23 protein-coding genes are annotated in these 22,694 nt (G+C 61.5%); 3 read left to right on the top strand and 20 right to left on the bottom strand.

The annotated features are described in order from the left end of the window. Positions 1-333: 333 nt before the first annotated feature. The 4 genes from NKK47_RS11640 to NKK47_RS11625 are packed head-to-tail and all read right to left on the bottom strand — an operon-like array spanning position 334 to position 4,299. Positions 334-1,512 (bottom strand): hypothetical protein, encoded by a 1,179-nt coding sequence (locus tag NKK47_RS11640; RefSeq protein ID WP_352454259.1) that lies wholly within the window; start codon positions 1,510-1,512, stop codon positions 334-336. A 55-nt stretch (positions 1,513-1,567) separates the two neighbouring features. Then, complete coding sequence (locus tag NKK47_RS11635; RefSeq protein ID WP_352576835.1) at positions 1,568-2,575, bottom strand: succinylglutamate desuccinylase/aspartoacylase family protein; 1,008 nt, start codon at positions 2,573-2,575, stop codon at positions 1,568-1,570. 9 nt (positions 2,576-2,584) lie between these two features. Then, positions 2,585-2,929 (bottom strand): RidA family protein, encoded by a 345-nt coding sequence (locus tag NKK47_RS11630; protein ID WP_352454257.1) that lies wholly within the window; start codon positions 2,927-2,929, stop codon positions 2,585-2,587. A gap of 50 nt (positions 2,930-2,979) precedes the next feature. Beyond that, complete coding sequence (locus NKK47_RS11625) at positions 2,980-4,299, bottom strand: alanine racemase (protein WP_352576833.1); 1,320 nt, start codon at positions 4,297-4,299, stop codon at positions 2,980-2,982. Positions 4,300-4,376: 77 nt separating this feature from the next. Here NKK47_RS11625 and NKK47_RS11620 point away from each other — a divergent pair, with 77 nt between their 5' ends. After that, positions 4,377-5,318 (top strand): amidohydrolase family protein, encoded by a 942-nt coding sequence (locus tag NKK47_RS11620; RefSeq protein WP_352576831.1) that lies wholly within the window; start codon positions 4,377-4,379, stop codon positions 5,316-5,318. On the opposite strand, the gene NKK47_RS11615 is transcribed toward NKK47_RS11620, so the two are convergent. From NKK47_RS11615 to NKK47_RS11600, 4 genes are read right to left on the bottom strand one after another with little or no spacing between them, the layout of a single operon-like run. Then, entirely contained in the window at positions 5,292-6,263 is a 972-nt protein-coding gene (locus NKK47_RS11615) for an ABC transporter permease (protein ID WP_352576828.1), read from the bottom strand. The genes NKK47_RS11620 and NKK47_RS11615 overlap by 27 nt on opposite strands. Continuing rightward, positions 6,260-7,225, bottom strand: a complete 966-nt coding sequence (locus NKK47_RS11610) for an ABC transporter permease (protein ID WP_352576826.1) — start codon at positions 7,223-7,225, stop codon at positions 6,260-6,262. Before NKK47_RS11610 ends, NKK47_RS11615 begins: the two co-directional genes overlap by 4 nt. Then, positions 7,222-8,730, bottom strand: a complete 1,509-nt coding sequence (locus NKK47_RS11605) for a sugar ABC transporter ATP-binding protein (protein WP_352576824.1) — start codon at positions 8,728-8,730, stop codon at positions 7,222-7,224. Before NKK47_RS11605 ends, NKK47_RS11610 begins: the two co-directional genes overlap by 4 nt. Before the next feature lie 18 nt (positions 8,731-8,748). Then, positions 8,749-9,801, bottom strand: a complete 1,053-nt coding sequence (locus tag NKK47_RS11600; protein ID WP_352454251.1) for an ABC transporter substrate-binding protein — start codon at positions 9,799-9,801, stop codon at positions 8,749-8,751. A 241-nt stretch (positions 9,802-10,042) separates the two neighbouring features. On the opposite strand from NKK47_RS11600, the gene NKK47_RS11595 reads away from it, so the two are divergent. Further along, the gene (locus tag NKK47_RS11595) at positions 10,043-10,843 is read left to right on the top strand and encodes an IclR family transcriptional regulator (protein WP_352576822.1); all 801 of its coding nucleotides are present in this window, start codon (positions 10,043-10,045) and stop codon (positions 10,841-10,843) included. Between the two features lie 1,791 nt (positions 10,844-12,634). Here the strand turns inward: NKK47_RS11595 and NKK47_RS11590 are convergent. From NKK47_RS11590 to NKK47_RS11535, 12 genes are all read right to left on the bottom strand, one after another. Beyond that, the gene (locus tag NKK47_RS11590) at positions 12,635-13,477 is read right to left on the bottom strand and encodes a D-glutamate cyclase family protein (RefSeq protein WP_352576820.1); all 843 of its coding nucleotides are present in this window, start codon (positions 13,475-13,477) and stop codon (positions 12,635-12,637) included. Positions 13,478-13,638: 161 nt separating this feature from the next. After that, positions 13,639-14,454 (bottom strand): type III secretion system export apparatus subunit SctT, encoded by an 816-nt coding sequence (gene sctT, locus NKK47_RS11585; RefSeq protein WP_352454248.1) that lies wholly within the window; start codon positions 14,452-14,454, stop codon positions 13,639-13,641. Between the two features lie 9 nt (positions 14,455-14,463). Then, positions 14,464-14,733 (bottom strand): EscS/YscS/HrcS family type III secretion system export apparatus protein, encoded by a 270-nt coding sequence (locus NKK47_RS11580; protein WP_352454247.1) that lies wholly within the window; start codon positions 14,731-14,733, stop codon positions 14,464-14,466. Positions 14,734-14,750: 17 nt separating this feature from the next. Beyond that, positions 14,751-15,404, bottom strand: coding sequence for a type III secretion system export apparatus subunit SctR (sctR, locus tag NKK47_RS11575; RefSeq protein ID WP_352454246.1), 654 nt, complete (start codon positions 15,402-15,404; stop codon positions 14,751-14,753). After that, entirely contained in the window at positions 15,397-16,518 is a 1,122-nt protein-coding gene (gene sctQ / locus NKK47_RS11570) for a type III secretion system cytoplasmic ring protein SctQ (protein WP_352576818.1), read from the bottom strand. Before sctQ ends, sctR begins: the two co-directional genes overlap by 8 nt. A 20-nt stretch (positions 16,519-16,538) precedes the next feature. Continuing rightward, positions 16,539-17,021 (bottom strand): hypothetical protein, encoded by a 483-nt coding sequence (locus NKK47_RS11565; RefSeq protein WP_352576816.1) that lies wholly within the window; start codon positions 17,019-17,021, stop codon positions 16,539-16,541. Next, on the bottom strand, positions 17,008-18,366 hold the full coding sequence (locus NKK47_RS11560; protein ID WP_352576814.1) for a FliI/YscN family ATPase: 1,359 nt from the start codon (positions 18,364-18,366) through the stop codon (positions 17,008-17,010). Before NKK47_RS11560 ends, NKK47_RS11565 begins: the two co-directional genes overlap by 14 nt. Continuing rightward, positions 18,363-18,977: a type III secretion system stator protein SctL gene (gene sctL / locus NKK47_RS11555; RefSeq protein ID WP_352576812.1), complete on the bottom strand. Its 615-nt coding sequence runs from the start codon at positions 18,975-18,977 to the stop codon at positions 18,363-18,365. Before sctL ends, NKK47_RS11560 begins: the two co-directional genes overlap by 4 nt. Positions 18,978-18,982: 5 nt before the next feature. Beyond that, positions 18,983-19,603: a SctK family type III secretion system sorting platform protein gene (locus NKK47_RS11550; protein WP_352576810.1), complete on the bottom strand. Its 621-nt coding sequence runs from the start codon at positions 19,601-19,603 to the stop codon at positions 18,983-18,985. Further along, the gene (gene sctJ, locus NKK47_RS11545; RefSeq protein WP_352454240.1) at positions 19,600-20,427 is read right to left on the bottom strand and encodes a type III secretion system inner membrane ring lipoprotein SctJ; all 828 of its coding nucleotides are present in this window, start codon (positions 20,425-20,427) and stop codon (positions 19,600-19,602) included. The genes NKK47_RS11550 and sctJ overlap by 4 nt, the downstream gene beginning before the upstream one ends. A 22-nt stretch (positions 20,428-20,449) precedes the next feature. Continuing rightward, positions 20,450-21,073 (bottom strand): hypothetical protein, encoded by a 624-nt coding sequence (locus NKK47_RS11540; protein WP_352576808.1) that lies wholly within the window; start codon positions 21,071-21,073, stop codon positions 20,450-20,452. 17 nt (positions 21,074-21,090) lie between these two features. After that, entirely contained in the window at positions 21,091-21,534 is a 444-nt protein-coding gene (locus tag NKK47_RS11535) for a type III secretion protein (protein ID WP_352454238.1), read from the bottom strand. Between the two features lie 436 nt (positions 21,535-21,970). Between NKK47_RS11535 and NKK47_RS11530 the strand changes: the two genes are divergently transcribed. Then, entirely contained in the window at positions 21,971-22,693 is a 723-nt protein-coding gene (locus tag NKK47_RS11530) for a L,D-transpeptidase (protein WP_352454237.1), read from the top strand. The last annotated feature ends 1 nt before the right edge of the window (position 22,694 follow it).

Here is a 22,694-nt window from a genome sequence, read left to right as displayed (position 1 = left end):
GCTTGCGACGCTGCCGGCGGACGGCATCTCCAATTTGCTTGGGTGTTCGGGCGATTTGGTCCACAGCGTACCTCTCTGGCCATGGAATTATACGCTCGCGCAGATAAATTTCAATATACGCTTTTCCGTATCAAACTCTGTATACTCGGAAGCGTATAAGCAGCAAATATGGTCGGGCGTATGATCTTCGATCCGCATGGACCGTCATGGCCATGCTTTCAGCTTGTCCGGCCGCCGCCGGCCAATGTGACCGAAGCGAATAGTCGGCATGCTCATAAAGCTCCAAGGCAAAGTGAGGTCAGTCCTAGCAGACTGCGGCAACGGATCGGTTTTTCAAACGGATGTTGCGGCACTCACCCAATCGAGTCGTGCGGCAGGGACAAGGCCATAATTGTAAAAATTGATGCCGTCGACATCCGGCGCCGTCGCAGCTTTCACCTTGGCGGTGAGGATGTCGGGGCTTGCCATTTCCGGATAGAACAGCCGGTAGCCGGCGCCGAGGAACTTTTCCACGCCAAGGGCTGCGCGTCCGGCCGCCATCAGGCTGGCGACATCGCCGGGCTGCATGTCGTAGGCACACAGGATCGCCCCGTCACAGACCTTGCCGAGCGCCGCGAGATCGCAGCCGCCAAGCCAACCGTCTTTCAAATCGATGATTACAACGCGGGTCGCCGGATTGGCCACATCGCGCAGTTCGGCGACCAGGCTGGTCACCGGTTCGAACCGCCACAGCAGGTAGCCATGGAGTTCCGGCCATGGCAAAAAAGTGTCGGGGCCGCTCCTCGGAAAGTCTGGAAAGCGTCGTTCGGGCACGGCGCGCTCGCAGGTCTCGACGATCCATTGCCCGACGAGCTTGCGCGCTACTTCGCCGTCAACGCCGGCCTCGGCCGCGCGCGCAAGGCAGGACGGACAGAAACAGATCGAGAACAGAAAATCGTCTTCCGGCGTCAGCCCGACACCATCTTTCTCATGATGGTATTCGTGGGCGAAGCCCATGAAGGACGGGCTTTCAAGCTCGATCCGGTCCGGCCTGTAGCTGTGCGAGATATCGGCGATCAGCGCGCGGACATAAGCGCGCGCTTCCGGATGTGATGGGCAGAGATTGTAGTAGTTGGCATCGCCGAAGGCGTTGCGGGTTACGGCCTGCGGATGAAGCATGCCGAGCCGGGTGTTGTGCAAGCAGACCGTCCAGCACGAAACGCCGAGCCCGCCCACCTCGCGCCGGCGGACAAGGTCGCCAAGCACATCGCCGCCTTCCATGATCACGTCCGCCACCTTGGGCTGGATGGCAAGGTCGGCCCAGTGTGCCGCATCTGGCTTAAAATAGATGGTTCCGTCTTCCGGAAAATAGGCTTTCCGGCGCGGGCTGCGCGGCTGCAGGAACCGGCCAGCGTGATAGGAAGTCGCCAGACTGATCATGTTGAGCCCGGCACGCTCGACAAGATCGCGCTCGACCGTCTCCAAGCCCAGATCCTGGACATCCCAAGGATAGGTCCACATGGACAGTTGCATCCGGTTATCCTCAGTCTTGATCCCGATATGGGCGTAAGGTCGGGAGGGCTTCTTATCAGTCGACCGGCTCGGCGACCTGCATGAGGCAGTCTCCCGCCTCGCACATCGTGTGCAGCCGCCGCGAAAGCACAATGCCGCTTTCGACAAAGTGCAGGGCTTGCTCGGCGAGGTCGAGCCGTTCGAGGTCGTGGTACCAGCCCGCCAGTTGGCCTGAAGTCACGCTGTCGCCCAGCCTGACTGCCGGCTCGAACCAACCACGGCTTGTGGCATAAAGGCCCTGACTGTGCCGAGACAACGAAAGGAGCCGCGTCGGCGCCGAAGGCCCGGTTGCCGGTGCAAGAACCGGCGCCTCAACCACTCCCAAGGCGGCCATCAGGGCGTCGAGTGCGCGGGCGGTAATCTCCATCGTATCGACCGTGACAGTGCCACCGCCGCCGAACTCTCCGCTGACGCCGATGGCGCCGGCCCGGCGCGCCGCACCCATGGAGGTCGGTGAGGCCTGGCCGTTGTCGGCCACGAACCCATATGGCATGCTGAGCGTCCGCATTAGCTCTACACCGCGCCGGTGCCGGTCGGGATCGGTATTGTGCTCGACAAGCGCGGTCGGCAGATGCTCCATCGAGGTGCCGCCAGAATGAATGTCGAAGATGACGTCGTGGCGGGGAAACAGTTCCATCTCCAGGAAATTGGCAAGCCGGCTTGTTGGCGTGCCTGACGGGTCGCCCGGAAAGGCGCGGTTGAGATTGCCGCCGTCGAGTGGCGAGCAGCGCTTTGCGGCGATCACCGCCGGCACGTTCGCCATCGGCAGGATGGTGACGCGACCCTTGATCCGCTTGGGATCGAGCCGGCGCACCAGCTTTGCCAGCGACAGCTCGCCTTCATATTCGTCGCCGTGATTGCCGGCCATCAGAAGCACCGACGGGCCCTCGCCGTTGCGGACAAGGCAGATCGGGACCTTGACCTGGAAATAGGGCGAACGGTCGATCGAAAACGGAATGCTGAGATGGCCGAGTGTCTTGCCGTCCCGGTCGAAGTCGAGCGTATGGCTGAGGCCGGTGTGCATGGCGGCGGCTCAGACAGCTGCGATCGCAGTGACCTCTATGCGGAGGTCGGGATCGGCGAGACGCGCCTCGACACAGGCGCGCGCCGGCAGGCGCGCAGGATCCACCCAGGCATCGTAGATGCTGTTCATGGCATCGAAGTCGGCGATCTGCGGCAGGAAGATGTTGATCGCCACTAGCCTCGACTTGCTGCTGCCGGCCTCGACGAGGAGCGCCTCGACCTTGGAGAGCACGTCGCTCGTCTGACCCTCGATGCCGGCCTTGCGGTCGTCTGCCACCTGGCCTGCGATGTGCACGAGGCCGCCATAGACGACCGCCTGGGACATGCGGGAGCCGGACTGGAAGTACTTGATCATATCAGATCCTTTCGAGGTTCTCTTTTTTTGGAAGTGGCCGCGATATCTGGTCAGCCGAAATAGGTAGGAAAGGCGTGGCGGACATACCCGGCCGCGTCGGCGCCGAAGATCACGCGATAGCGATCGAGGCAGGTGCAGGGGTGCGAGATGCCGAATTCAACGACGTCACCAACGGCAATATCGTCGCCCGACGCAATTGTCAGGAAGGCGTGCTGGTCGTTGAGCTTGAACACCTCGGCACGCGCTTTCGGCAGCTGCTTGCCGGCACGAAAGATGGTCACGACCTTCGGAAAGCCCTGGTCGAACGACACGTCGCGCATGCCCATACCGCAGATAGCAAGGCCGGGCTCCGGCCGCGACAGTACCTCGGCCCACAGGCGCAAAGCCGGATGGAAGGAATTTCGTGCGGAAGCACTGACGCCGCCGATCGCAAAACCGTCGCGGGCATCGAGTGCGCCGAGCGACCTGTCGTAGGCGCCATGGTCGTGAAAGAAGATGGCGCCGCTGCGCAGCACCAACGTGGCATTGCCGTCCCTGGAGACGAGGGGCGAAAGCGCTGCGACCACCTTGTCGAAGTACACCGAGCCGCCGGCGGTGACGATCAGCGCGGTGTCGCCGCCGAGGCGGGCGCGGAGCCGCAGGAACATATCGGCTGTCATTGCCAACAGGGCGGATATCGCCTCATCGGTGCGGCCAGGATCGGCTTGCGCCGCGGCACCTTCGTAGGCTGCGACGCCGGCGATCAGCAGCCGCCCTCCGGCTGCTACAACCGCGTCGGCGATCGCCTCGGCTTCGCCGGTGGTCCGGGCGCCTGCCCTCCCCACACCAAGTTCGACGAGCACGCGCAATGGCGGCAGCGTCGCATTGGCGCGCCAAGCTTCAGCAAGCGCATTCACTGCGTCGAAAGAGTCGGCAAAAACGTAGAACTCGGCGCTTGGCCAGGCGCCGACAAGGACAGCAAGTCGGTTCGCACCACCTGGTCCGCCGACCTCATTGGCGATGATCAGCCGAGAGAGCCCGGCTCTGAGCATCACTGTGGCCTGCCTTATGTCGGCGACGGTCGTGCCCCATGCTCCGGCCTCGATCAGCGACCGGGCAAGGTCAGGCGCCATCGGGGTCTTGGCATGCGGGGCGATCACGGCGCCCTGTTCTCGCGCATACCCCAGGAACAGGTCACGATTGGCGATGAAGGCCTCCTCGTCGAGGGTCAACACCGGCAACGACATACGTCCATGCGCTGGATGCCAGCGCTCAGATGCGACAAAGCTGCTGTCCAGCCTGAGGGTGCCAGGCGGCACGCCGCGGATACGATCGTCGAGCAGGAAATTTTCACGGGTCGCGAGCGACAGTACGGGTGAGTTTTCGGTCATCCGATGCTAGTCCTTTCGCTTTCGCAGGATGAAGTCCGGATCGATTTCCGATGCCGGCCACACCATGAGAGAGATACGTGCCAAAGCGTTACTGCGGACCGATCATCGATGCCCACCATCACCTTTGGGATCTCGGCCTCGGCCGCCATCCCTGGCTCACGCCCACGGCTGGCGAACGCGGCGGTCTGGGCGAGCTTGGCCCCTTGCGGCGAAACTACCTTCCTGAAGATTATTTGCGCGACGCCGGCCAGCACAGTGTCGTCGCCACCGTCCATGTTGAAGCCGGTTGGGCCGGGCATGACTGCGTCGGTGAAACGCGGTGGCTTGAAACCCTCGACAAGTCGCGCGGCGTGGCCGCCCGTTACGTCGTTCACGTACCTCTGGCGAACCGCCAAGCGCCGGCGCTGGTCCAGGCGCAGGCGGCATTCGACCGTGTCGTCGGCGTACGCGACATACTGAGCTGGGATCCGAATCCCGCCCGTCGTTTTGCCGCCCGCGACGGCATCATGGACGATCCGGCCTGGCGTGCCGGCCTGTCCCTGCTTGGGCGCCGCCGGCTGGTTTTCGACCTGATGGTGTTTCCGCGCCAGCTCACCGGCGCGGCGCGCCTCGCAGCGGCCTTTCCGGACCAGCTCTTTGTTCTCAACCATTGCGGCAGCCCGATCGATCGCGATGCGGACGGGATGCGGGTGTGGCGCGAAGGGCTGCGGCTTTTGTCGGAGCGCGAGAACGTCGCCATCAAGATATCGGATCTGGTCGCCTACGATCATGATTGGACGCTCGACAGCCTAAGGTCGGTTGTCATGCATTGCATCGACTGTTTCGGTACGCGGCGCGCGATGTTCGGCAGCGACTTTCCGGTCGCCGGCCTGCATGCATCGTTCGATGCGGTGTATGACAGCTTCAAGGCCATTGCAGGAGAGCTTTCCGCGGACGAGCAGACGGCACTGTTCTACGGCAATGCACGGCGCATTTATCGGCTGGACGATATGTCATCGGCGGGCCTGCTCTCTGCCTGAGAGAAGCAGCAGCCCCAGGATCAGCGACCCGAACAGGATACTGCGCCAGCCGGGCGATGCGTTGACCACGGTGATCAGCGCCGTGATCGTAACCAGCAGGATGGCGCCGGGGATGGTGCCGGCATAGGTGCCGAGCCCGCCGAGGATCGAGGTGCCGCCAAGCACCACGGCGGCAATCGAGGCGAGCAGATAAGGATCGCCGATACCGACATAGCCTTGTCCGTTCATGCCAAGGACCAACACACCGGCAAGTCCCGCACAGAAGCCGCTGATGCCGTAGACCGCCAGCGTGGTCGAGGCGACGGGAACCCCGGACAGCGCCGCGGCGAGCGGATTGGCGCCCATCGCGAATATCCGGGCGCCAAGGGATGTCGCATGCATCGTGGTCAGAACGATCACTGAAATGACCACCCACAAAAGCACGCCCGCCGGAATACCGACCGGCCGCGCATTGCCGAGCCAGCGGACCAGCGGGTTCTCGGCGGTCACGGCACTGCCGCCGGCGATGATGATCAGCAGACCTTGCAGGAATGTCGCCATCGCCAGTGTCATGATCATTGGATGAACGCGCAACAGCGCCACGCCCAGCCCGTTCACCAGACCGATTGCGCTCGTCAACGTGAGAACTGCAAGAACGGCGGTGAGCCCTGTCGGATCCGCCTGCCATGAAAGCAGCGGCAGGCTGACAGCGCTAACCGTGACGATCGCCGCGACGGAAAGGTCGATGCCGCCGGCAATCACCACGAAAGTTTGGCCCGCCGCGACCAGGCCGATCACCGCGCCCAATTCAACCAAATAGCGCAAATGCCCATAAGCGCCGAAGCCACGTGAAGCGAAGCTCGCCGCGATCCATACCGCCGCAACTATAGCGATCGTAAGGAAGGGCCGGCTGTGCAGAATCGTCAGGGCGCGCCTGCCGCTCACGCTGTCTTTCCGTGCTGTCATTGCTGCACCTTGCGGAATTGCGGGATGGCGACCGCCCCGATGATGATGAGGCCCTGGGCGACATATTGGGCGACCGGCGTGAAGCCGAGGAAGAACATGACACTGATCATCAGGCTGAGCAGCAGGCTGCCCGCAAGAGCGCCGCGCATGGTACCCTGGCCGCCGAGGAAACCGATGCCGCCGAGCACTGCGGCGGCAATGGAATTCAGCGTGAACGCCGTGCCGATGACTGGATCGCCCGAACCCGTTTGCGCGGCGATGAACAGGCCGGCGCCTGTGCAAAGCAGGCCGCTAATCGCGTAGGCGGCGATCCGGGCACCGTCGACCGGCACGCTGGAGCGGTAGGCGCCGACGGGATTTTCGCCTGCAGCATAGATGCTCAAACCAAGCGGCGTGGCGAGATAGAGTTTCCACAAAAGCACGATGAGTACCAGCAGCACGAATGCCGCCGGCGTGTTGCCGGCAAGCAGGTCCGACAGCCACTCGGGTATGGCGCCGCCCGGCCTCGGCAGGATGAGCAGCGCAGCGCCGCCGATAATGAAGGAGCCAGCGAGCGTCACCACGATCGCCGGCAACCGAAGTTTCACGACGATGAACCCGATCACGGCACCGATGCCGAGACCGGTCAGCGCCACCGCAGCGGCACCGCCGGCTACGCCCAGCGGCCCAGTCATCGTCGTCGCAGCGATCACCGCGCCCAGGCTGACCATGGCGCCGATGGCCAGGCTTATGCCGCCGGTGAGCATGAGGATCGCCTGGGCCATGGCGACCAGCGCCAGCGGAAACCAGCTCTGGGTGAATTTGGCGAAACCGGACGCTGTCAAGAGGCCGGGAAACAGGGAACCGTAGGCAATGACGAACGCCAGGACCACAGCGAACAGGCTGCGCACGCCGACATTGCGGCGCAGCTGAACCGGCCAGTAGAGCGCGCCGGCTTGGCTTGAGGATGCAACCGCGCTCATGCCGCAACTTTCTGCTGTTCGGCGCCCATTGCGGCGGAAACGATGGCTTCCTCGCCCAGTGCCTCGCGCTCGAGCATGGCCACGATGCGGCCTTCGCGGACCACGCCGACGCGGTCGCAAAGGTGCACCAGTTCGGGTGTGTCGGAACTGAGCAGCACGATCGCCTTGCCGGCAGCGGCGAGTTTGCGAAGCATCATGTAGATCTCGCGCTTGGTCTCGACATCGACGCCGCGCGTCGGGTCGTTGAGGAGAAGCACAAGCGGCTCGTGTGGCATCCATTTCGCCAGCGCGACCTTCTGCTGGTTGCCACCTGAGAGTGCCTGCGCCGGGCGGTCGAGGTCGCCCTTGATGGCAAGCTGGGCGGCGAGACCCCTTGCCATATCGCGCTCGGCACGCCGGCTGCGCAGCTTCAGCGCCGGCAGCCTTGCGAAGGCGGGCAGCATCATATTGGTGATGATGGGATGGATCAGGTGCAGGCCTTCGCGTTTGCGGTCAGCCGGGACATAAGCGAGGCCGAGCGCATTGGCGTTCGGCACGCCGCCAGGCAAACCCGAAACACCGTTCACCGTCGCGGATACCGTCCTGGCGGGGATTGCGCCGTAGAGGCCAAGCAGCAGATCTTCCTGCCCCTGCCCGACCAGGCCGCCAATGCCAAGCACCTCGCCCGTCCTGATGTCGAGATCGACGTCGCGCATCAGGCCGGCCGAAAATTTACGAACCGAGATGGCGTCGGCCGGCGATGGCGAAGGCCGCCATCGTGGAAAGAGATCGCCGGGGTCGCGGCCGACCATCAGCCGTACCAGTCCGGCGGCATCGGTTCCTTCCAGCGAGCAGTCCGCCGTGCAGGTCCCGTCCTTCAGCACGGTGACATGCTCGCACAGCGTCATCACCTCGTTCAGTCGGTGTGAGATGTAGAGAATAGCGATGCCCTCGCCCCGAAGCCTCTCCAGCAGGTCGGTGAGGATTTTTGTCTCAGTTGCCGATAGCGATGAGGTGGGTTCGTCGAGAATGAGCACGCGCGGCCGGCGGTAAAGCGCCTTGGCGATCTCCACCATCTGCCGGCGGCCGAGGGACAGGTGCCCCACCGGCGTAGACAGCGGTTCGTAAAGCCCGACAAGATCGCATGCGGCTTTGGCCCGGACGGCAAGCTCGTTGTAGTCGATCAAGCCGAACCGTTTGGGATAGGCACCGAGCCCGATGTTTTCGGCAATGGACAAGCTGGCCGTCAGGCTCAGTTCCTGCTGGACAACAGCGATCCCGGCCTGTCGCGCATTAGCGGGGGTCATGCGCGAGACCGGGCGCCCATCGACCTCGATCGCCCCGCCGTCCGGGCGCAAGGCGCCGGACAAAAGGTTGATCAGTGTCGACTTACCTGCGCCGTTCTCGCCCAGCAGCGCATGCACGCGGCCCGGCTGGAGAGCGATGGAAACGTTGCGCAGAACGGGGTTGCCGAAGAAGGACTTCGACACCCCCCGCGCGGCGAGAAGCGGAGCCGTGGTTGTCAATGCTACAACCCTTCAGGCTTATTTCTGGGCCAGCAGCTTCTTAAATAGATTCTCATCGTACGGCGAATAGATATAACCGTCAGCCGGGAAATCCTTCGCCCGGGCGAGGTATTCGTCGATGTTGGAATTGTCGATCACCGGCAACGGGATCTTGACGAAAGCCGGCACATCCTCGCCCTCCAGTGCCTGGACGGCGGTGTAGGTGGCGAAGGCGCCGAGCCAGTTCGGCTGCATCGTCGCCCAGCTCTTCAGGCCCTTTTCCTTCCACAGTTCGAGAAACTGGCGCGCATTCTCGCCGGTGATCGGCACCTGGTCGCGGCCCTGCTTGTCGAGCGCGAGCACGGCGCCCGCCGACAACGCGCCGCCCAGCGACAGGATGCCGTCGATTTCGGGGTTGGCGAAAAGTAGGCTGGTCACGGCCTCTTGGGCGGGCGCGACATTGTAAGGCGTGTTCGTCTCGGCAAGCACCTTCACATCGGGATGGGCCTTAAGCTCGGCATCGGCGCCTTTGCGCCGGTCGTCGCTGACCGAAACGCCGGCTGGGCCATTGAGGATGAGGATCTTGCCCTTGCCACCGATGGCGTCGATCAGGAACTTGGCCGCCTGGTCGCCCCACTGTGAGGAATCGGTGTTGACCTTGGCGGTCACCTGGTCGGTATCGACGAGGCTGTCGAAGTTGATGATGGCGATGCCCTTGGCGCAGGCGTCCGCCAGCACACGCGCCGGCGCGGTCGACGAACCAGCGATCAAGATGATGGCATCGACATCGGAATCGATCATCGACTGGATCTGCTGAATCTGGACGTTGGCGTCGCCCTGGGCATCGGTCACGACGAGCTTGTCCACCAAGCCTTGCTTTTTCAAAGTCTCGACTTCGGCTTCTATCGTGCCCTGTGTCTGCTTCATCCAGGTCGGCACTGAATAGATATTGGCCCAGCCGATCGTATATGGTGCTTTGCGATCGCCCTTGATGCATTTAGCGGCGGCGTTGGCTTGCGAACCGGCGCCGAGGCTGAGGAGAAGGCCGAGGCAAAGGGCACTGGCGGATGCGAAAAACGATGATTTCGTCATGATTGTTCCCTTCTGAGGTTATGGCCTGGGCGTGCGGGGTCGGGACGAGAAAACCCGCCGGTTGCCGCATCTCGGAAACCGCCTGTTTTCTCGTCAGGACTTTCTGCGCCCGGCTCGTTATTGTCCGATATTTCAGACGTTAGGCCTGTATATCGGACAAATGGATGCTAGACTGAGCCTTGACATCTTTCAAGCGTCTTGAGACGAGGGCCGAAATGATTTTTGCGCGGGTGCGGCCTACATGAGCGATGGCGTCACTGGTCTAATTGAAACGGAAGCCGGCGCCGAGCCGCGCAATGGCGAACGGCGTCGCGGGATCGACCGCGTCATCATGCTACTCGAGGCCCTTCTGCGGCACCGCGCGCCGATGCGCGTCGGCGACATCGCCAAGATGATCGGCGCGCCGCGTTCAACCACTTATGAAATCGTCAACAGCCTGCTGGAAGCCGAAATGCTCGAGAACGTCGGAACGGAAGGCTATGTCTATTTCGGAAAGGCGATGCATCTGTTCGGCTGGGCCTACTCACATCATAATGCCCATTACCGGCGCATCATCGAAACCCTGGACAGACTAGGCGCGGAGACGGGCGAGACCGTCCAACTGTGCGGCCTGCGCGGGACCAAATATGTCGTCCTTGATTGCCGGGACTCGCCTGGCCCGTTCCGGATTTCAAGCGATGTCGGAGTCGAGGTGCCGATACCGTGGACGGCGTCCGGAAGGCTGCTGCTCGGCCATATGAGCGAGCACGAAATACGGGACTTCATTCCGCCTGGCGACTACACGCTTCCCGACGGCCGCGTCATTGCGCCAGCCGAGTTCTTCGGCGATGTCGCTCTGGCGCGCCAGCAAGGTTTCAGCGAGACCGCCGCACTGGCCGACCGCTTCACCTGGTGCATGGCCGCGCCCATCCGCGACGGCAACGGGGCCATCAACAAGACGCTTTGTTTCGTGTTGCCCGTCGACACGCCGGAAACGCGGCGCAGCGAATTGCTCGCCCTGCTATGCGAGCGCGCCAGTGGGTTGTCGTTGGCGGGAAGCTAGTAAAAAATCGGCGCGCGAAGGTCCGGAATAGGCTCCGTTCGTTCAGCCGCAGCAGCGAAGCCGGAACTGGTACTCCGGTGAGTATGGCAAAGGCGGCAGCGCGCTCCTGCTACCAGATCTTCTAATTTAGGACGGGTCGCCCGACAACATTGACCTCCTAATGAGTATTTTCAGTCGGGCGAGGTCGCGACGGATGCGAGGTACAGAATCATCGCTATAATCGCCCTCGAGTGTGAAGGATGTAGGCCTCGGCTGGCGCACGAAGGCCACAAACGCAAGCTCGAGCTCGGCTACACCCGTCGCCCAACGGCACACGCAGCGGGACGCTTCCCTGACATCTATATCTAGATGATGCGGTCGTCTATAAAGCCATCTTCAAGGACGCCGGCGGTACGATCATCCGGACTCGGAGGCGTGTTCGGACGTCGTCTACCTTACTTTAGAACTCCTGACACTAGATTCGTAGGTTGATGGGCTCACTTTACTCGGCCGCAGCAACGAAGCTTGAATTGGCAGTTCGATGAGTGTGGCGAAAGGTGGTAGCGCCTTCCCTCTACCAAGTTTTCTTTTAGCGATATCAGTAGTTAGGCGTCATAAGCGCCAGCCTGGTTGAGCACGATGATCTCGCCATCGATGATAGCGCTTTGCACGTTGAGTCTCTTGGCGGCCCCGAAAGGTGTCGCTACTTCGTCGTCCAATCGACAACGCGGCGAGTGAGAATGCGAATATCGGCGTCATCGATCACGAAGTCGAACTTGACCTCGAGTGTCCATCCGTCCCCCCTTAGGGCAGATTGTCCACCAGAGTCCGCATCATAGGGGCAATGAACGCGCCCGGTCTGGCGGCTAGACGAGCTAGAGGAACGGAACACTATCATTTTATTGAATTACTAATGACGCATGAAACGGGCTATAATTCGCTCGTAGCCGGCAGCGCCATTGGCAGCCGGTTAGGTCCGGCGGCCCACTGGTCACCCCGATCGGCTGTCGGCCCGTCCCCATCAAAGTTACGCGCGGTGGCGACCAACGTGAGACGAGATCGATCCAACAACCCCGCACCCGGCACCGGGGCCAAGCGCCACGGGTCGCCGGCCAACGACGAAGCAGGGTTTTTCGAGTTCTGCCCGTTTGTGGCCAGACGTTCGACAAGCGAAACCTTGGCGAGGTGCTGCATCACTATCTCCCCGGCCACATCGCGCTAGCCACTTGTCTAAGCTGGCTGGAATTCCGCGGAGTGCCCGACTTCCTGCAGGGAAGGCCACGACTGGCACAATGGTATAGATCCTTCGTGGAACGCCCTTCAATGCGTGCCACACCCTACGACGGCGACACGCGAGATTGATATCGATCGCCAGGCTTTCGAATCCAGCATGTGTCGGTCATCAGCCAAGCATTCTCGAAGCCAAGAGAAAGCCTGCGCTGCAGCCGGCCAGGACCGCGGTTGCGATCCGCGCGCCCGGATCGGGGAAATTTCGGACGCAATGATGTAATCTCGAATGGATGCGCCATGGCCCGTTGCCAAGGTAGTGTTCGCGCGGAACCTTTGCGAAGGCCTCGATGACCGCAGGGTTGTGTAAGACCGGTGACGCGACACGCAGGTCTTCGGCAAACCATCGGCGCGCTTCACTGGCATCGGTTCTTGTCGGCATGGAATATCGGCTCCCGGATTGCGCGTACCCGAGTCACGCTCTCAGAAAACCGAACGGCGGCAAAGGGTGCCTATCCTTGCGTCCGCCCTGCAGTCGAAGTGATTCGGAGCCGTTGGATCAGGCAAGCTCCGACTTGAGCACGATCATTGCAAGCTCGCGCCAAGTTCGAAATTAGGCCAAGACAGCGCTCGTGCATCCACGTCGGTGATCAGCATATGGCCCGGCGAGGCTGTGATGGAGATCGCGAGTTCGGCACGAGCAAGAGCGTCTTGGGCGGTCAGGCTGCTCGCCCAGAATACAGGGATCTCCCCGTCCAAGACTTCGACGGCATCACCCCAGTCGGGAGCCATCAAATTTCGGATGCCGACCGTCGTGGGCTCTCCGACATGGATGGGAGACCCGTGCGCATGCGGAAAGCGCGCGGTGAGCACGCGAACCTTGTCGATTTCGCTATGCCGTATCGGACGCATGGAGACGACCATTTCGCCACCGAACGGTCCGACTTGGGACGTCTCGATCTTGGTGCGGAACTTGGGGGCGGTTTTTCCACGGCCGATACGCCGGAGTTTCACGCCTCGTTCGTCAAGCGCGGCCTCGACGGTGAGCGAACTGCCGAGCGCGAAGGCCGCAAAGTCATCTCGCCACAGGTCGATGATGTCTGTGGTCTGGCGGATCATCTCGCCGAAGTGATAGATGCTGTACTGTGGTGCATCGGTCCGGATATCGATGTCGCCCAGCGCAGGCAGAAATGGGCTGCCCGCACGGCTCACACCGACCAAAGGGCAGGGTTTCGGATTGCGGACACAAAACTGATAGAAATCGGCGGCAAAGCTGCGCGGTACAATCACGACGTTGGCCTGGAGCTTGCCGCGCGCAAGCCCTCCTGTATGCCCTTCATAGGCACCCATCCTGACGAGTCTGCGCAATCTGCCCGCATCGACCATTCGCAAATCCTCGTAGATCGGTAAAGTGATCGGGCGAGCCATGGCTTCCAACGGATGCGCGTTTCAACGACACGTCGAGAGCGCGTAAGATCATCGGCGGGTCTGCCGCTTGTCAAATCATCAGAATCTTTCCTCATTGATAAATCGTATTTATTGGCCGGCGAAGGATGGCGCTTTTTATTAGCTTTTGCTCATATTTATTCTCATTGACACTCGCGGCAGCCGATCGCTTCTATCTGTCGGCTTGCCTCATGCAGGAAACCAAGATCGCGGTTCATGTAGAAGAGCAGGAAAGCCGCATAGAGTACAAAGACGAGACTGAACACCAGCGTCTTCACGACCAGCGACAGTGCAAAAACATTCAGGTGCGGAGAGGCCCGCGCCAGGAAAGCCAGCACAATGTCGGACAGGAGCATGCTGATGATGAGTGGGAAAACGAGGGTCAGCGCCATCGCCATGATGCGATTCAGCAGACGCAGGAATATTCCCGCAGCATCCTTGCTGAATACAGGCAGAAGACTGTCGATCGGCCACAGGCCGTAGCTCTCGTAGAGACTGGTCAGGGAAAGCTGCAGGCCGCCGGCAGCCAGGTAGATTGTGACCATGATGACCGCGAGCAAGGTGCCGGTAGCACTCGTCTCGTGCGTCATCATAGGGTCGATCAGCGTCCCCATCGTGGAGCCCCGCTGCAGGTCGAGGATGTCACCGGCAGCCTCTGCTGCCCAGAACGGTATCCCCATACACAGCCCGAGCGTTACACCGACCACAACCTCCTTGAGAATGTAGGCTGCGATCATCGTGGTCGTGATGTCGCTGTTCGTCAGCTTGCTCACGACCATTGGAAAGATTGGAACTGCCAGCGCCAATGCCACGCCATTGCGCAGAAGCCCTGATAGCGGCACACGCGAAAACAGCGGCATCAGAAGCATGAAACCACCCACGCGTGCGAGCGCGAAAGCGCCTGCCAGGAGATAGACCTGAAGGTCTTTGACAGATGCGAAGAGTGGTTCGACCGGCACCTGCGTGCCTCAACGTGTGACGACGGGGAATTCGTCCAGAGCCGTCGATGCCTGCTGCGCGATCTGCTGGCCAAGCACAGGACCTAAGACGATGATGACCAGCAGGATCACGACAAGCTTGATCGTCTGCGGCAGCGACTGGTCCTGAATCTGTGTCAGCGCCTGGGCAAGGCCGACGAGGATGCCGACCGCCAGTGCCGCAATGATCGCTGGGCTGGACGCGAACAGCACCGTCAAAAGCGCGCTTTGGACCTTCGCCAGGATGAAGTCATTGTTCATGCGTACCCGCCATGTCGTCAGCCGTAACTCAGGATCAGGCCATGCATCAGGCGCGACCAGCCATCTATGGCGACGAAAAGGAACAGTTTCAGGGGAATCGAAATAAGGACCGGCGAGACCATGATCATGCCGAGCGTCATCAGGATATTGGCGACAACGATGTCGATGATGAGGAAAGGAAGGTAAAGCAGGAAACCGATCTCGAAGGCTCGGGTAAGCTCGGACGCAACAAAGGCCGGAACAAGGATCGAGAGATCGTCGTCCTTCAGGTTCTGCCGCGCCTGTTCCGGCCAAAGGCGGCTCGTTCCATCGAGAAAAAACTGCCGCTCCTGCGGCTGAGTGAATTTCATAAGGTGTCGCTGCAGTGGTTCCCTGACCAGTTGCGCTGCCCTGGCGAGGTCATCGGTCGTCTGGAACTGAACTTGCCCTTCCTGAAGTCGGCCAGACATCTCGCTCAGCAACGGTGTCGTGACATAGACGGTGAGCACAAGCGCTATGCCGTACAGCACCAGATTGGGCGGCATCTGCTGGACGCCGAGTGCATTGCGGATGAGAAACAGCACGACCGAAATCTTCAGGAACCCCGTCATCGTGACCACCGCCAGAGGCAGCAACCCGACGAAGCCGACGGCGATCAGAATACCAAGGAGATTGGGCGAATTCTCAAGCATTATCGAACATACGAAGGATCCGCACGCCCAGGCTTCCCCCAATCCGCACGATCTCGCCACTGCCAACTCGTTTACCGCTGGCGATGATGTCGACAATCGCCTCCGTTACATCGGCGAGCGGAACGATGGCGCCGGGCGCAAGCTGCCTCACCTCTCCGAGAGGCATTGCCGTGCGGCCGATTTCGAAAACGAGTACAACCGGCAACTCGTCCAGAGTTGACTCTTCCAAGGTCTGGCCAACTGACGGCGGCGAGTTCTGATTCATGGTCCACTCCCAATTGGATCCGGCGACGAGGGTCGGCGCGGCAAGCAATTGCGGCCCGGCGGTAGTCAGGGCGACCGATGCATAAAGGTGCTCGGCAATGATGAGTGCCGCGTTGCGTTCTTCCGCCTCATTCCTGAAAAGCACCACGTCGCCAGCCTGGAGGCTTTTCAGCTCGCCAAGGGTTACTTTGAGTGCGCCACGCCGAAGGCAGATCGGCAAAGGAAATTCGGCCGGGATCGGCGGTCTGGCCTTGGCGATCTCGTCAAAAAGACGGCCGATCCGAACCGCCAGGCTGACGTCACTCGTGTTCAAGACGCAGTCAATCGTCTCCTGGCTGTCGGTCAGGACAAAAGCCAACGGGGTCTCGCCCGAAACCGAAACTGCTTCTGTTTGTGTGACCGAGGTGAGCGCGATACTGTCGCCCAGCTTGGCCTCAATCCATTCGAGATCCTCTTCAAACGCGGATTCCAGCAGCAGTGCGGCGTGGGCGGGGGCCAGCCGCTTCATGTCGACCAGTTCGTCTGCCCTGGCGAAGCCTCTTTCGACCACGGAAAGCGGCAGGCGCAATTTGCCCATCGTGTCTCCGACGGAGAACGCAATGGTGTACCACCGCTGGTCCGCAGGATTCGGCGCCGGCCAGACGGCGGCAATCGGCACCGTCCTGCCCGCGATCGTGATTTCCGCGTGCGCGCGCCGGCGGTAGAAGGCGTTCAATGCCTCAACGTCGACAGACGCAACAGAGTTCAGCACCAGCCGCTCGCCAACGCTCGACCGTGAGGCCTTGCGTTTTGCCGACTTTACCTGCGCTCTCGTTTTTCCCGACGCAAAGGCTTGGGGCATCACATCCATATTCACGATCACAAAATGGGCTATGTGGGCAGGCGCGTTGGACCGCGCTCTTCCTCCTCGGAAAGCTCGGCAAGCGCCAGGCAACGTCGTGCGGTGCGGTTGATCAGATGCTCCAATACCCCGTCCAGCTTCGTCAGAGCTTTCATGGCCTCACGATGATCATTGCGAGCTGCCGACAGTTCCGCTTGCCGTTGCTGCTCGGCGACGCCGGCCATCTTCTCGTTTTCACGCAATTGCTCGGTTTTTCTGGCGGCGATTTCAAACCGGCCCTGTAGCTGGTGAAGGCTGGCAGCTTTTATCGGATGCCCAATAAGCGAGCCGAACGCTGCATCTTCGGCATCGACCGTGCGCTGCAGGTGCTCCGTGACCGCACTGGCCGCCTGCCGACCCTCCCTCGCGGCCCGGTCCAAAGCGGCGTGCCGTTTGATCACCTCTTCCCTTGCACGGTCCTCACGGCGGCGTCTGAGCTCGCGTAATCGAGTGATCATCTCACGATCTTTCACCGACGATCTCCCGCATGAGTTGGCGTGTCCTCTCCAGGCTCTCATGAGTGGCGGACGCCTGACGCAGAAAGGCGTTGATGACATCGATCTTCGCCACTGCCTCGTCCGCCACGGGATCGCTGCCTTTTTCGTATTCACCGACGCGCAGGAGAAGCTCGATGTCAGCGTAGCGGGCAAGCAGTTCACGCAGGTGGCCGGCGTCGGACCGATGTTCCGGCGCCACAACCGCATCCATGAGGCGGCTTCGGCTGCGCAGGACATCAATGGCCGGGAAATGGTTGCGCTGCGCAAGCTCGCTCGACAAGAAGACGTGGCCATCAAGGAGGGCCTGAACTTCCTCGGCGACAGGGTCCAGCGTACCGTCGCCTTCAAGAAGAACGCTGTAGAGGCTGGTGATGGATCCGACGCGACCCGTGCCTGACCGCTCGAGCAGACGGGGCAAGACCGCAAACAGCGAAGACGGAAAGCCGCGACGCGTCGGCGGCTCGCCCGCGGCCAGGCCAATCTCTCGGTGCGCACGGGCAAACCGGGTTAGGTTGTCCATTGCAAGCAACACATGTTTGCCCTGGTCGCGAAAATATTCGGCAATGCTGGTCGCCACATAGGCAGCCTTGACACGCTCAATGGCGGGACGGTCGGAGGTCGCAACAACGACAATGGCCCTCGCCCTGCCCTCGGGCCCGAGCTGTTGTTCGAGGAATTCGCGTACCTCACGTCCGCGCTCTCCAACAAGGGCGACCACCGCGACATCGGCATCGGTGCCGCTGACGATATCGGAAAGCAGGATCGACTTTCCCACGCCCGGTTCGCCAAAGATTCCGACGCGCTGGCCGCGCGCGCAGGTGAGCAGCGCATCGAGCGCGCGTATTCCGAGTTGGATCGGCTGGGAAATCAAGCCGCGCTCCAGCGGAGATGGCGGATAGGCATTGACCGGATAGCTGCCGGTGATGCCGTCCGGCGAAAGCGGCTTGCCGTCCAATGGCTCGCCAAGCGCGCTGATCACGCGACCAAGAAGGCTGGGGCCGACGGGCACCTGCTGGTCTCTTCCGGTCGCCACGACCTCAGTCAGGTTTGAAAGACCGGCCAAATCGCCCAGCGGAACAAGGATCGCCATTTCGTCCATGAGGCCGACGACTTCCGCCTTGGTCACCCTTCCGGTCCTAGGGTCGACGAGTTCGCATATCTCGCCGATACGGGCCTCCTCCACAGTCGCATGAATGACGGTGCCGGCGACACGCCGTACACGCCCCTTCCTGGGCCGGCCGGTATCGTCGCGCAGGCCCGAACGCAAATTCGGAATGATGGAGGCCAGACGGCTTTCGATATCAGCGGCGGGCGCGGTCATCGGACCTCCGTCTTCGGCGCAATCGCGGCAGCTATGGCTTTGAGCTGCGCGTCGATGCTCGCGTCGACGACGGCAAAGTCGGTCGAAACGATGCAGGCGTCCGGAGCCAGCGCGTCATCCGCGTCGATCTCAACCGTCATCGCCAGATCACTCTCGCGCAAGACTGCGTCCAGCTCATCACGAACCCTTTCGATGGACGCGGAATGAACTCGGACTTTCAGGTACTTGGCGCGGTGGATTTCAGTCACCGCCTGTCTTGCGGCTTTGGCGACAAGCGCGCCGACGTCGAATTCTCCCAGAATTCGCGTGGCGATATCGATGGCAAGGCCAACGACTTCGGATTCCAGCCCACCAAAATAGCGATCCACCTTGACCGCCGTCTCGCTGACTAGCCGCGTGGCCTCGGCATCGCCTTGCGTCTTGCCGTCGTCATAGCCCTGCGCATATTCGGCCGCATAGGCTCGCCGAGCGGCGTCGCGCAACTGCTGCGCATCACGCCTTGCTTCATCGAGAAACGCATGCCCATCCTGCAGAGCGCGTACCTCGGCGGCCCGCAGGATCCGAGCGTAGGGACGCCTCAGAGCTTCCGACGCTTTGCCCGATTCGATCATCTCGTCTAGCTCATCGCTCGTCGAACAATCGCGGGGCCGACCTCGGCAAATTGTTCGGCTGACGGCTGGTGGATGAGCTCTTGCGGCACCAGCTTGAGACGCACCCGCATGCTCGTATCGCCCGGCATGATCTGACACCAGGCGCCAAGGCAGCTCAGGCCGTCGCCGTAGACGCGACCGGAAATGTCCTCCAGCGGCCCCAATCGCTCAATCGGGCCGGCCAGATCGCGGTTGGCGAGGGCGAAAGCGCACAGATCAGCCCCAAGCGCCGCCTGCAATGCGGCCGCTTCGCGCCCAACAATGACAGCGGCCAGACTCCCAGCCCAGTAGATCGCGCCCGAGCGAAGTACAAGTTCCTCCAGCTCTTCGCCAGACGACAAGGCGATCGCTCGATCCACCTCATCGGCCGGCTCTTCGACCACTGGAGAGAGCCTATGCCGATCGAGCAGAAGCTTCGACAGTCGCTCCTGCAAGCGTTGCGAGCGCAGCATGCGCTCGCAGGCAGCCTCGCCGATCGCGCCGTCAAGGCACTCCGCGAGCCAAGCCGCATCCACATAGGACGCGGGTTTGGAGATGAATGCCTGCCATTCCGGGCTGGCAGTTTGCTCCGAGCCGGGCTGGGTCATGTTTTCTTCACCGGCATTGCGGCAGCATCGAGCGCGTAGACGCCGGGCCGTCGATACCACTGCATGTAGGCCAACCGACCAGCCAGCACGAATATGGCCGCCGCCATGCCATAAAACAGTGACATCGCGGCGGCGACGCTGTCTGGATGCAGCCACAGGCCGAGGAAGGTGGTGAGACCGGCCTCGCCGGTTTCCTGGTTGGGAGCCGTCGCTGCAACCGGAATGAGGGTGACCGAAACGTTGTCATAGGTCAGTCCGGCGATGCCCTTGGCCACCAGCATCTTGACCTGCGGGATGAGCTCATTCATCGGAACGGATGCGCGATGCCGGATGAACACGGAGGCAGACGACGGTAGCAGTTGCTGCCTCAGTGGATCGTTTTCGGGCAGGACGAGATGAACGCGAGCCGAAAGCACGCCGTCGATGTCCGAGATCGTCTGCGACAGCTCCTGGCTCAAGCCGTAGATCATCGTTGCCCGCTCTTCCACCGGCGAGGATACAAGCCCATCCCGCTTGAACACCTCGCCGAGCGTCTGGAATTCCTGTTTGGGCAAGCCGCTCTCGTCGAGAATTGCCATAGCTTCGGCGAAGCGGCCCTTCTGTACGGAAACCGTCATCTTGCCGTCCTTGCCTGCCTCGCGTTGGGCTGGAATCCCGTGACGCATGAGCGTGGCCACGATCTCGTTGGCCTGCCGCTGGTTGAGGTTGCTATACAACTCCACCGAACACCCCTGGAGCACAAGCATACCCATGACAACGAGCGCAACGCGAAACCTGGCGCCGCATCGATCCAATCGCGTTAAACGCCGCAGCGAGGTTGGCATGGGCGCGAACACTCCGCGGCGCTTACTGTTGCTTGATCAGCGTGCTGGTGGACGACGTGACAGCCGTCACGCTGCTCGTAACCACCTCGAGATTGGCGGCCGCCCACATCACCGAAATCGATCGTTCCAGGAGTTGCTCTGCATTCTTGGCTCGGGAGTCTTCGCCTTCCTTGCCGGACAGAGCCATCTTGTCGGCGCGATCCTGCGCGGCGGCCGTTTCAGCACTTTCGGGGGCGTTAGCCTGGCCAAGAGCCTTCTGTACCTGCTGCATGGTTCCTTCCAGCGACTTGACGGCAGAACCGAAAAGGGCCGATGGATCCGTGAACACCCCACCTGCAGCCTTCTCCGTCTCGGCCATGTAGTCGAAGAGTTTGTGCTCGAGGATTGGCTCGGTCTTCTCCGGCTTGAAAGCCTGGCCGCCTATTGCCGGATTGGCGCCGGGCGTCTGCGCCACCTGCTGACCTGCCCGCGTGGCGACATCACTGCGCTCAGGTGTATTGACCTTCGCGTGCTTTTCTTGCTTGGCGCCCACCATTCGGTTGCCGGGCTGGGCTGACGCGCCGACGGTGATTTGCTGCTGCGAACTTATGCTGGTAGTTAAGTTTGCAAGCGTAGCCTCTAGGGCTCCGATCGGTGCGATTTGCAAGAATCTGCCCTCCTGTCCTAGTTCGGTTTGACGGAGGGGACAATCTGCGCCTCCGCCTGCTTTCCGCGGAAAACGCGAACCGACACAGCTTTGCCGGTCTCCTGCTTGGCGCTCGGCGTGGCAGGCACCCCGAGGGTTTTCCTGACGAGCTCGATGTAGGATGGCGGACCCGATACCGAGATGACATCGTCTTGCTTGGAGACCTTTATTGGAAACCGCGGGTCACTGACGCCCAGCCGTGAAAGCCTGTCTTCCGCGCCAGCAGCCATATTGGCATCAAGCGGAATCATTTCCGTCTGGACTTCGGCTTCGGTCGCGACGTTCATGACGATGCCGTCGAAATGCCAGATCAATCCGTATCGATTGCATATCTCTTCGAGGAACTCGCGGGCTGTTTCAACCGGCATGCCGGCGCTCAGGCGCCCCTTTACCAGCTTGCTGACACGCATCGGCACCCGCATGTTGCGGCCGAGCTCAACCAGCGCGTCTGTCACCGACTGATCGATCGTGATGTATTTGTAAGGGCCAGGGGGCCAGCGCGGTTCGGCAGCAAACGCAGGCTGGGAGCCAAAGCCGAGCGCCAGGACGACGGCAAGCCGGCAGGCCACAAGGGCAGCTCTGCCTCGAGATAACCGATCAGCATGGTTGATACTGGGTCCCGTCACATTGGTCCTATCGAAAGCGACCCACGAGTAATGCCCCGCCTCGCTTGCTTCATAGCTTGTCCGCCGATGTCATTCTATCGTGGACACTCGAAAATGGGAAGTCCAATTGGATTGCATATCGACGACCTGTGCCAAATGTTGCGAAGGAACCGCAAGACGATACAGTGCGGCGTAGGAATCGGTTACCACCGGGTTCGGGGTCATTGGTTCAATGTGGAAAGGAGTGGTCTCGGTGACGGCAACCAACAGCCTGCTCGCGAAGTTGGACGTGCCCGCAGGCGTTGCTCGAGGCAAGAGGTTTGCGGCAACGCGTCTCATCGAGGCATTGAGTGCATCGGTTCTGGTCGCGGTGGCGTCGATTGCCGCAATCGCGTCGGCGCAGGCCCAATCGAACAGCGGTTATGACCCTAGAAGTTGGACATACGATCGGGGAAGAAATGTACTGGTCTCGCCTAGCGCTTCCGGCCTGACGGCGGGCGGAGAATTCACGCCCGAGGAGTCAGAGATTCCTAGGCAGGTCGTGACATTCAGCGAGGCTCAGCCGAAGGGGTCGATTGTGATCAACACCACGGAGCGGCGTCTCTATTACATGCTGGGGGGCGGCAAAGCGCTACGATACGCGGTGGGGGTCGGCAAGGAGGGGCTGGAGTGGTCCGGTCGCGACACGATTTCGAAAAAGAAGGACTGGCCAGATTGGCGGCCACCGGCCGAAATGCGATCCAGAGAAGCATCAAAAGGCCGTATCTTGCCTGCGCACGTGGCCGGAGGCCCGAACAACCCTTTGGGCGCACGGGCACTGTATATCGGAAACACGCTTTATCGCGTCCACGGCACCAATCAGCCGTGGACCGTCGGACAAGCCAACTCCTCTGGTTGCATTCGCATGACCAATGAAGACGTCATTGACCTGTATGACCGCGTAAAGGTCGGCGCTCAGATTATTGTCCGGCATTGAA

This window comes from Mesorhizobium sp. M0019, assembly GCF_040323975.1.
GTDB lineage: Bacteria > Pseudomonadota > Alphaproteobacteria > Rhizobiales > Rhizobiaceae > Mesorhizobium.
Note: the sequence above shows the minus strand (reverse complement) of the source record. Positions and strands in the feature narration are given on the sequence as shown.

Bases quoted from the DNA above. Each gene is read 5' to 3' on its own strand.
- NKK47_RS11640 (WP_352454259.1), bottom strand. From the start codon at position 1,512: ATGCAACTGTCCATGTGGACCTATCCTTGGGATGTCCAGGATCTGGGC.
- NKK47_RS11635 (WP_352576835.1), bottom strand. From the start codon at position 2,575: ATGCACACCGGCCTCAGCCATACGCTCGACTTCGACCGGGACGGCAAG.
- NKK47_RS11630 (WP_352454257.1), bottom strand. From the start codon at position 2,929: ATGATCAAGTACTTCCAGTCCGGCTCCCGCATGTCCCAGGCGGTCGTC.
- NKK47_RS11625 (WP_352576833.1), bottom strand. From the start codon at position 4,299: ATGACCGAAAACTCACCCGTACTGTCGCTCGCGACCCGTGAAAATTTC.
- NKK47_RS11615 (WP_352576828.1), bottom strand. From the start codon at position 6,263: ATGACAGCACGGAAAGACAGCGTGAGCGGCAGGCGCGCCCTGACGATT.
- NKK47_RS11610 (WP_352576826.1), bottom strand. From the start codon at position 7,225: ATGAGCGCGGTTGCATCCTCAAGCCAAGCCGGCGCGCTCTACTGGCCG.
- NKK47_RS11600 (WP_352454251.1), bottom strand. From the start codon at position 9,801: ATGACGAAATCATCGTTTTTCGCATCCGCCAGTGCCCTTTGCCTCGGC.
- NKK47_RS11595 (WP_352576822.1), top strand. From the start codon at position 10,043: ATGAGCGATGGCGTCACTGGTCTAATTGAAACGGAAGCCGGCGCCGAG.
- NKK47_RS11590 (WP_352576820.1), bottom strand. From the start codon at position 13,477: ATGGCTCGCCCGATCACTTTACCGATCTACGAGGATTTGCGAATGGTC.
- NKK47_RS11580 (WP_352454247.1), bottom strand. From the start codon at position 14,733: ATGAACAATGACTTCATCCTGGCGAAGGTCCAAAGCGCGCTTTTGACG.
- sctR (WP_352454246.1), bottom strand. From the start codon at position 15,404: ATGCTTGAGAATTCGCCCAATCTCCTTGGTATTCTGATCGCCGTCGGC.
- sctQ (WP_352576818.1), bottom strand. From the start codon at position 16,518: ATGGATGTGATGCCCCAAGCCTTTGCGTCGGGAAAAACGAGAGCGCAG.
- NKK47_RS11560 (WP_352576814.1), bottom strand. From the start codon at position 18,366: ATGACCGCGCCCGCCGCTGATATCGAAAGCCGTCTGGCCTCCATCATT.
- sctL (WP_352576812.1), bottom strand. From the start codon at position 18,977: ATGATCGAATCGGGCAAAGCGTCGGAAGCTCTGAGGCGTCCCTACGCT.
- NKK47_RS11550 (WP_352576810.1), bottom strand. From the start codon at position 19,603: ATGACCCAGCCCGGCTCGGAGCAAACTGCCAGCCCGGAATGGCAGGCA.
- sctJ (WP_352454240.1), bottom strand. From the start codon at position 20,427: ATGCCAACCTCGCTGCGGCGTTTAACGCGATTGGATCGATGCGGCGCC.
- NKK47_RS11535 (WP_352454238.1), bottom strand. From the start codon at position 21,534: ATGCGGGTGCCGATGCGTGTCAGCAAGCTGGTAAAGGGGCGCCTGAGC.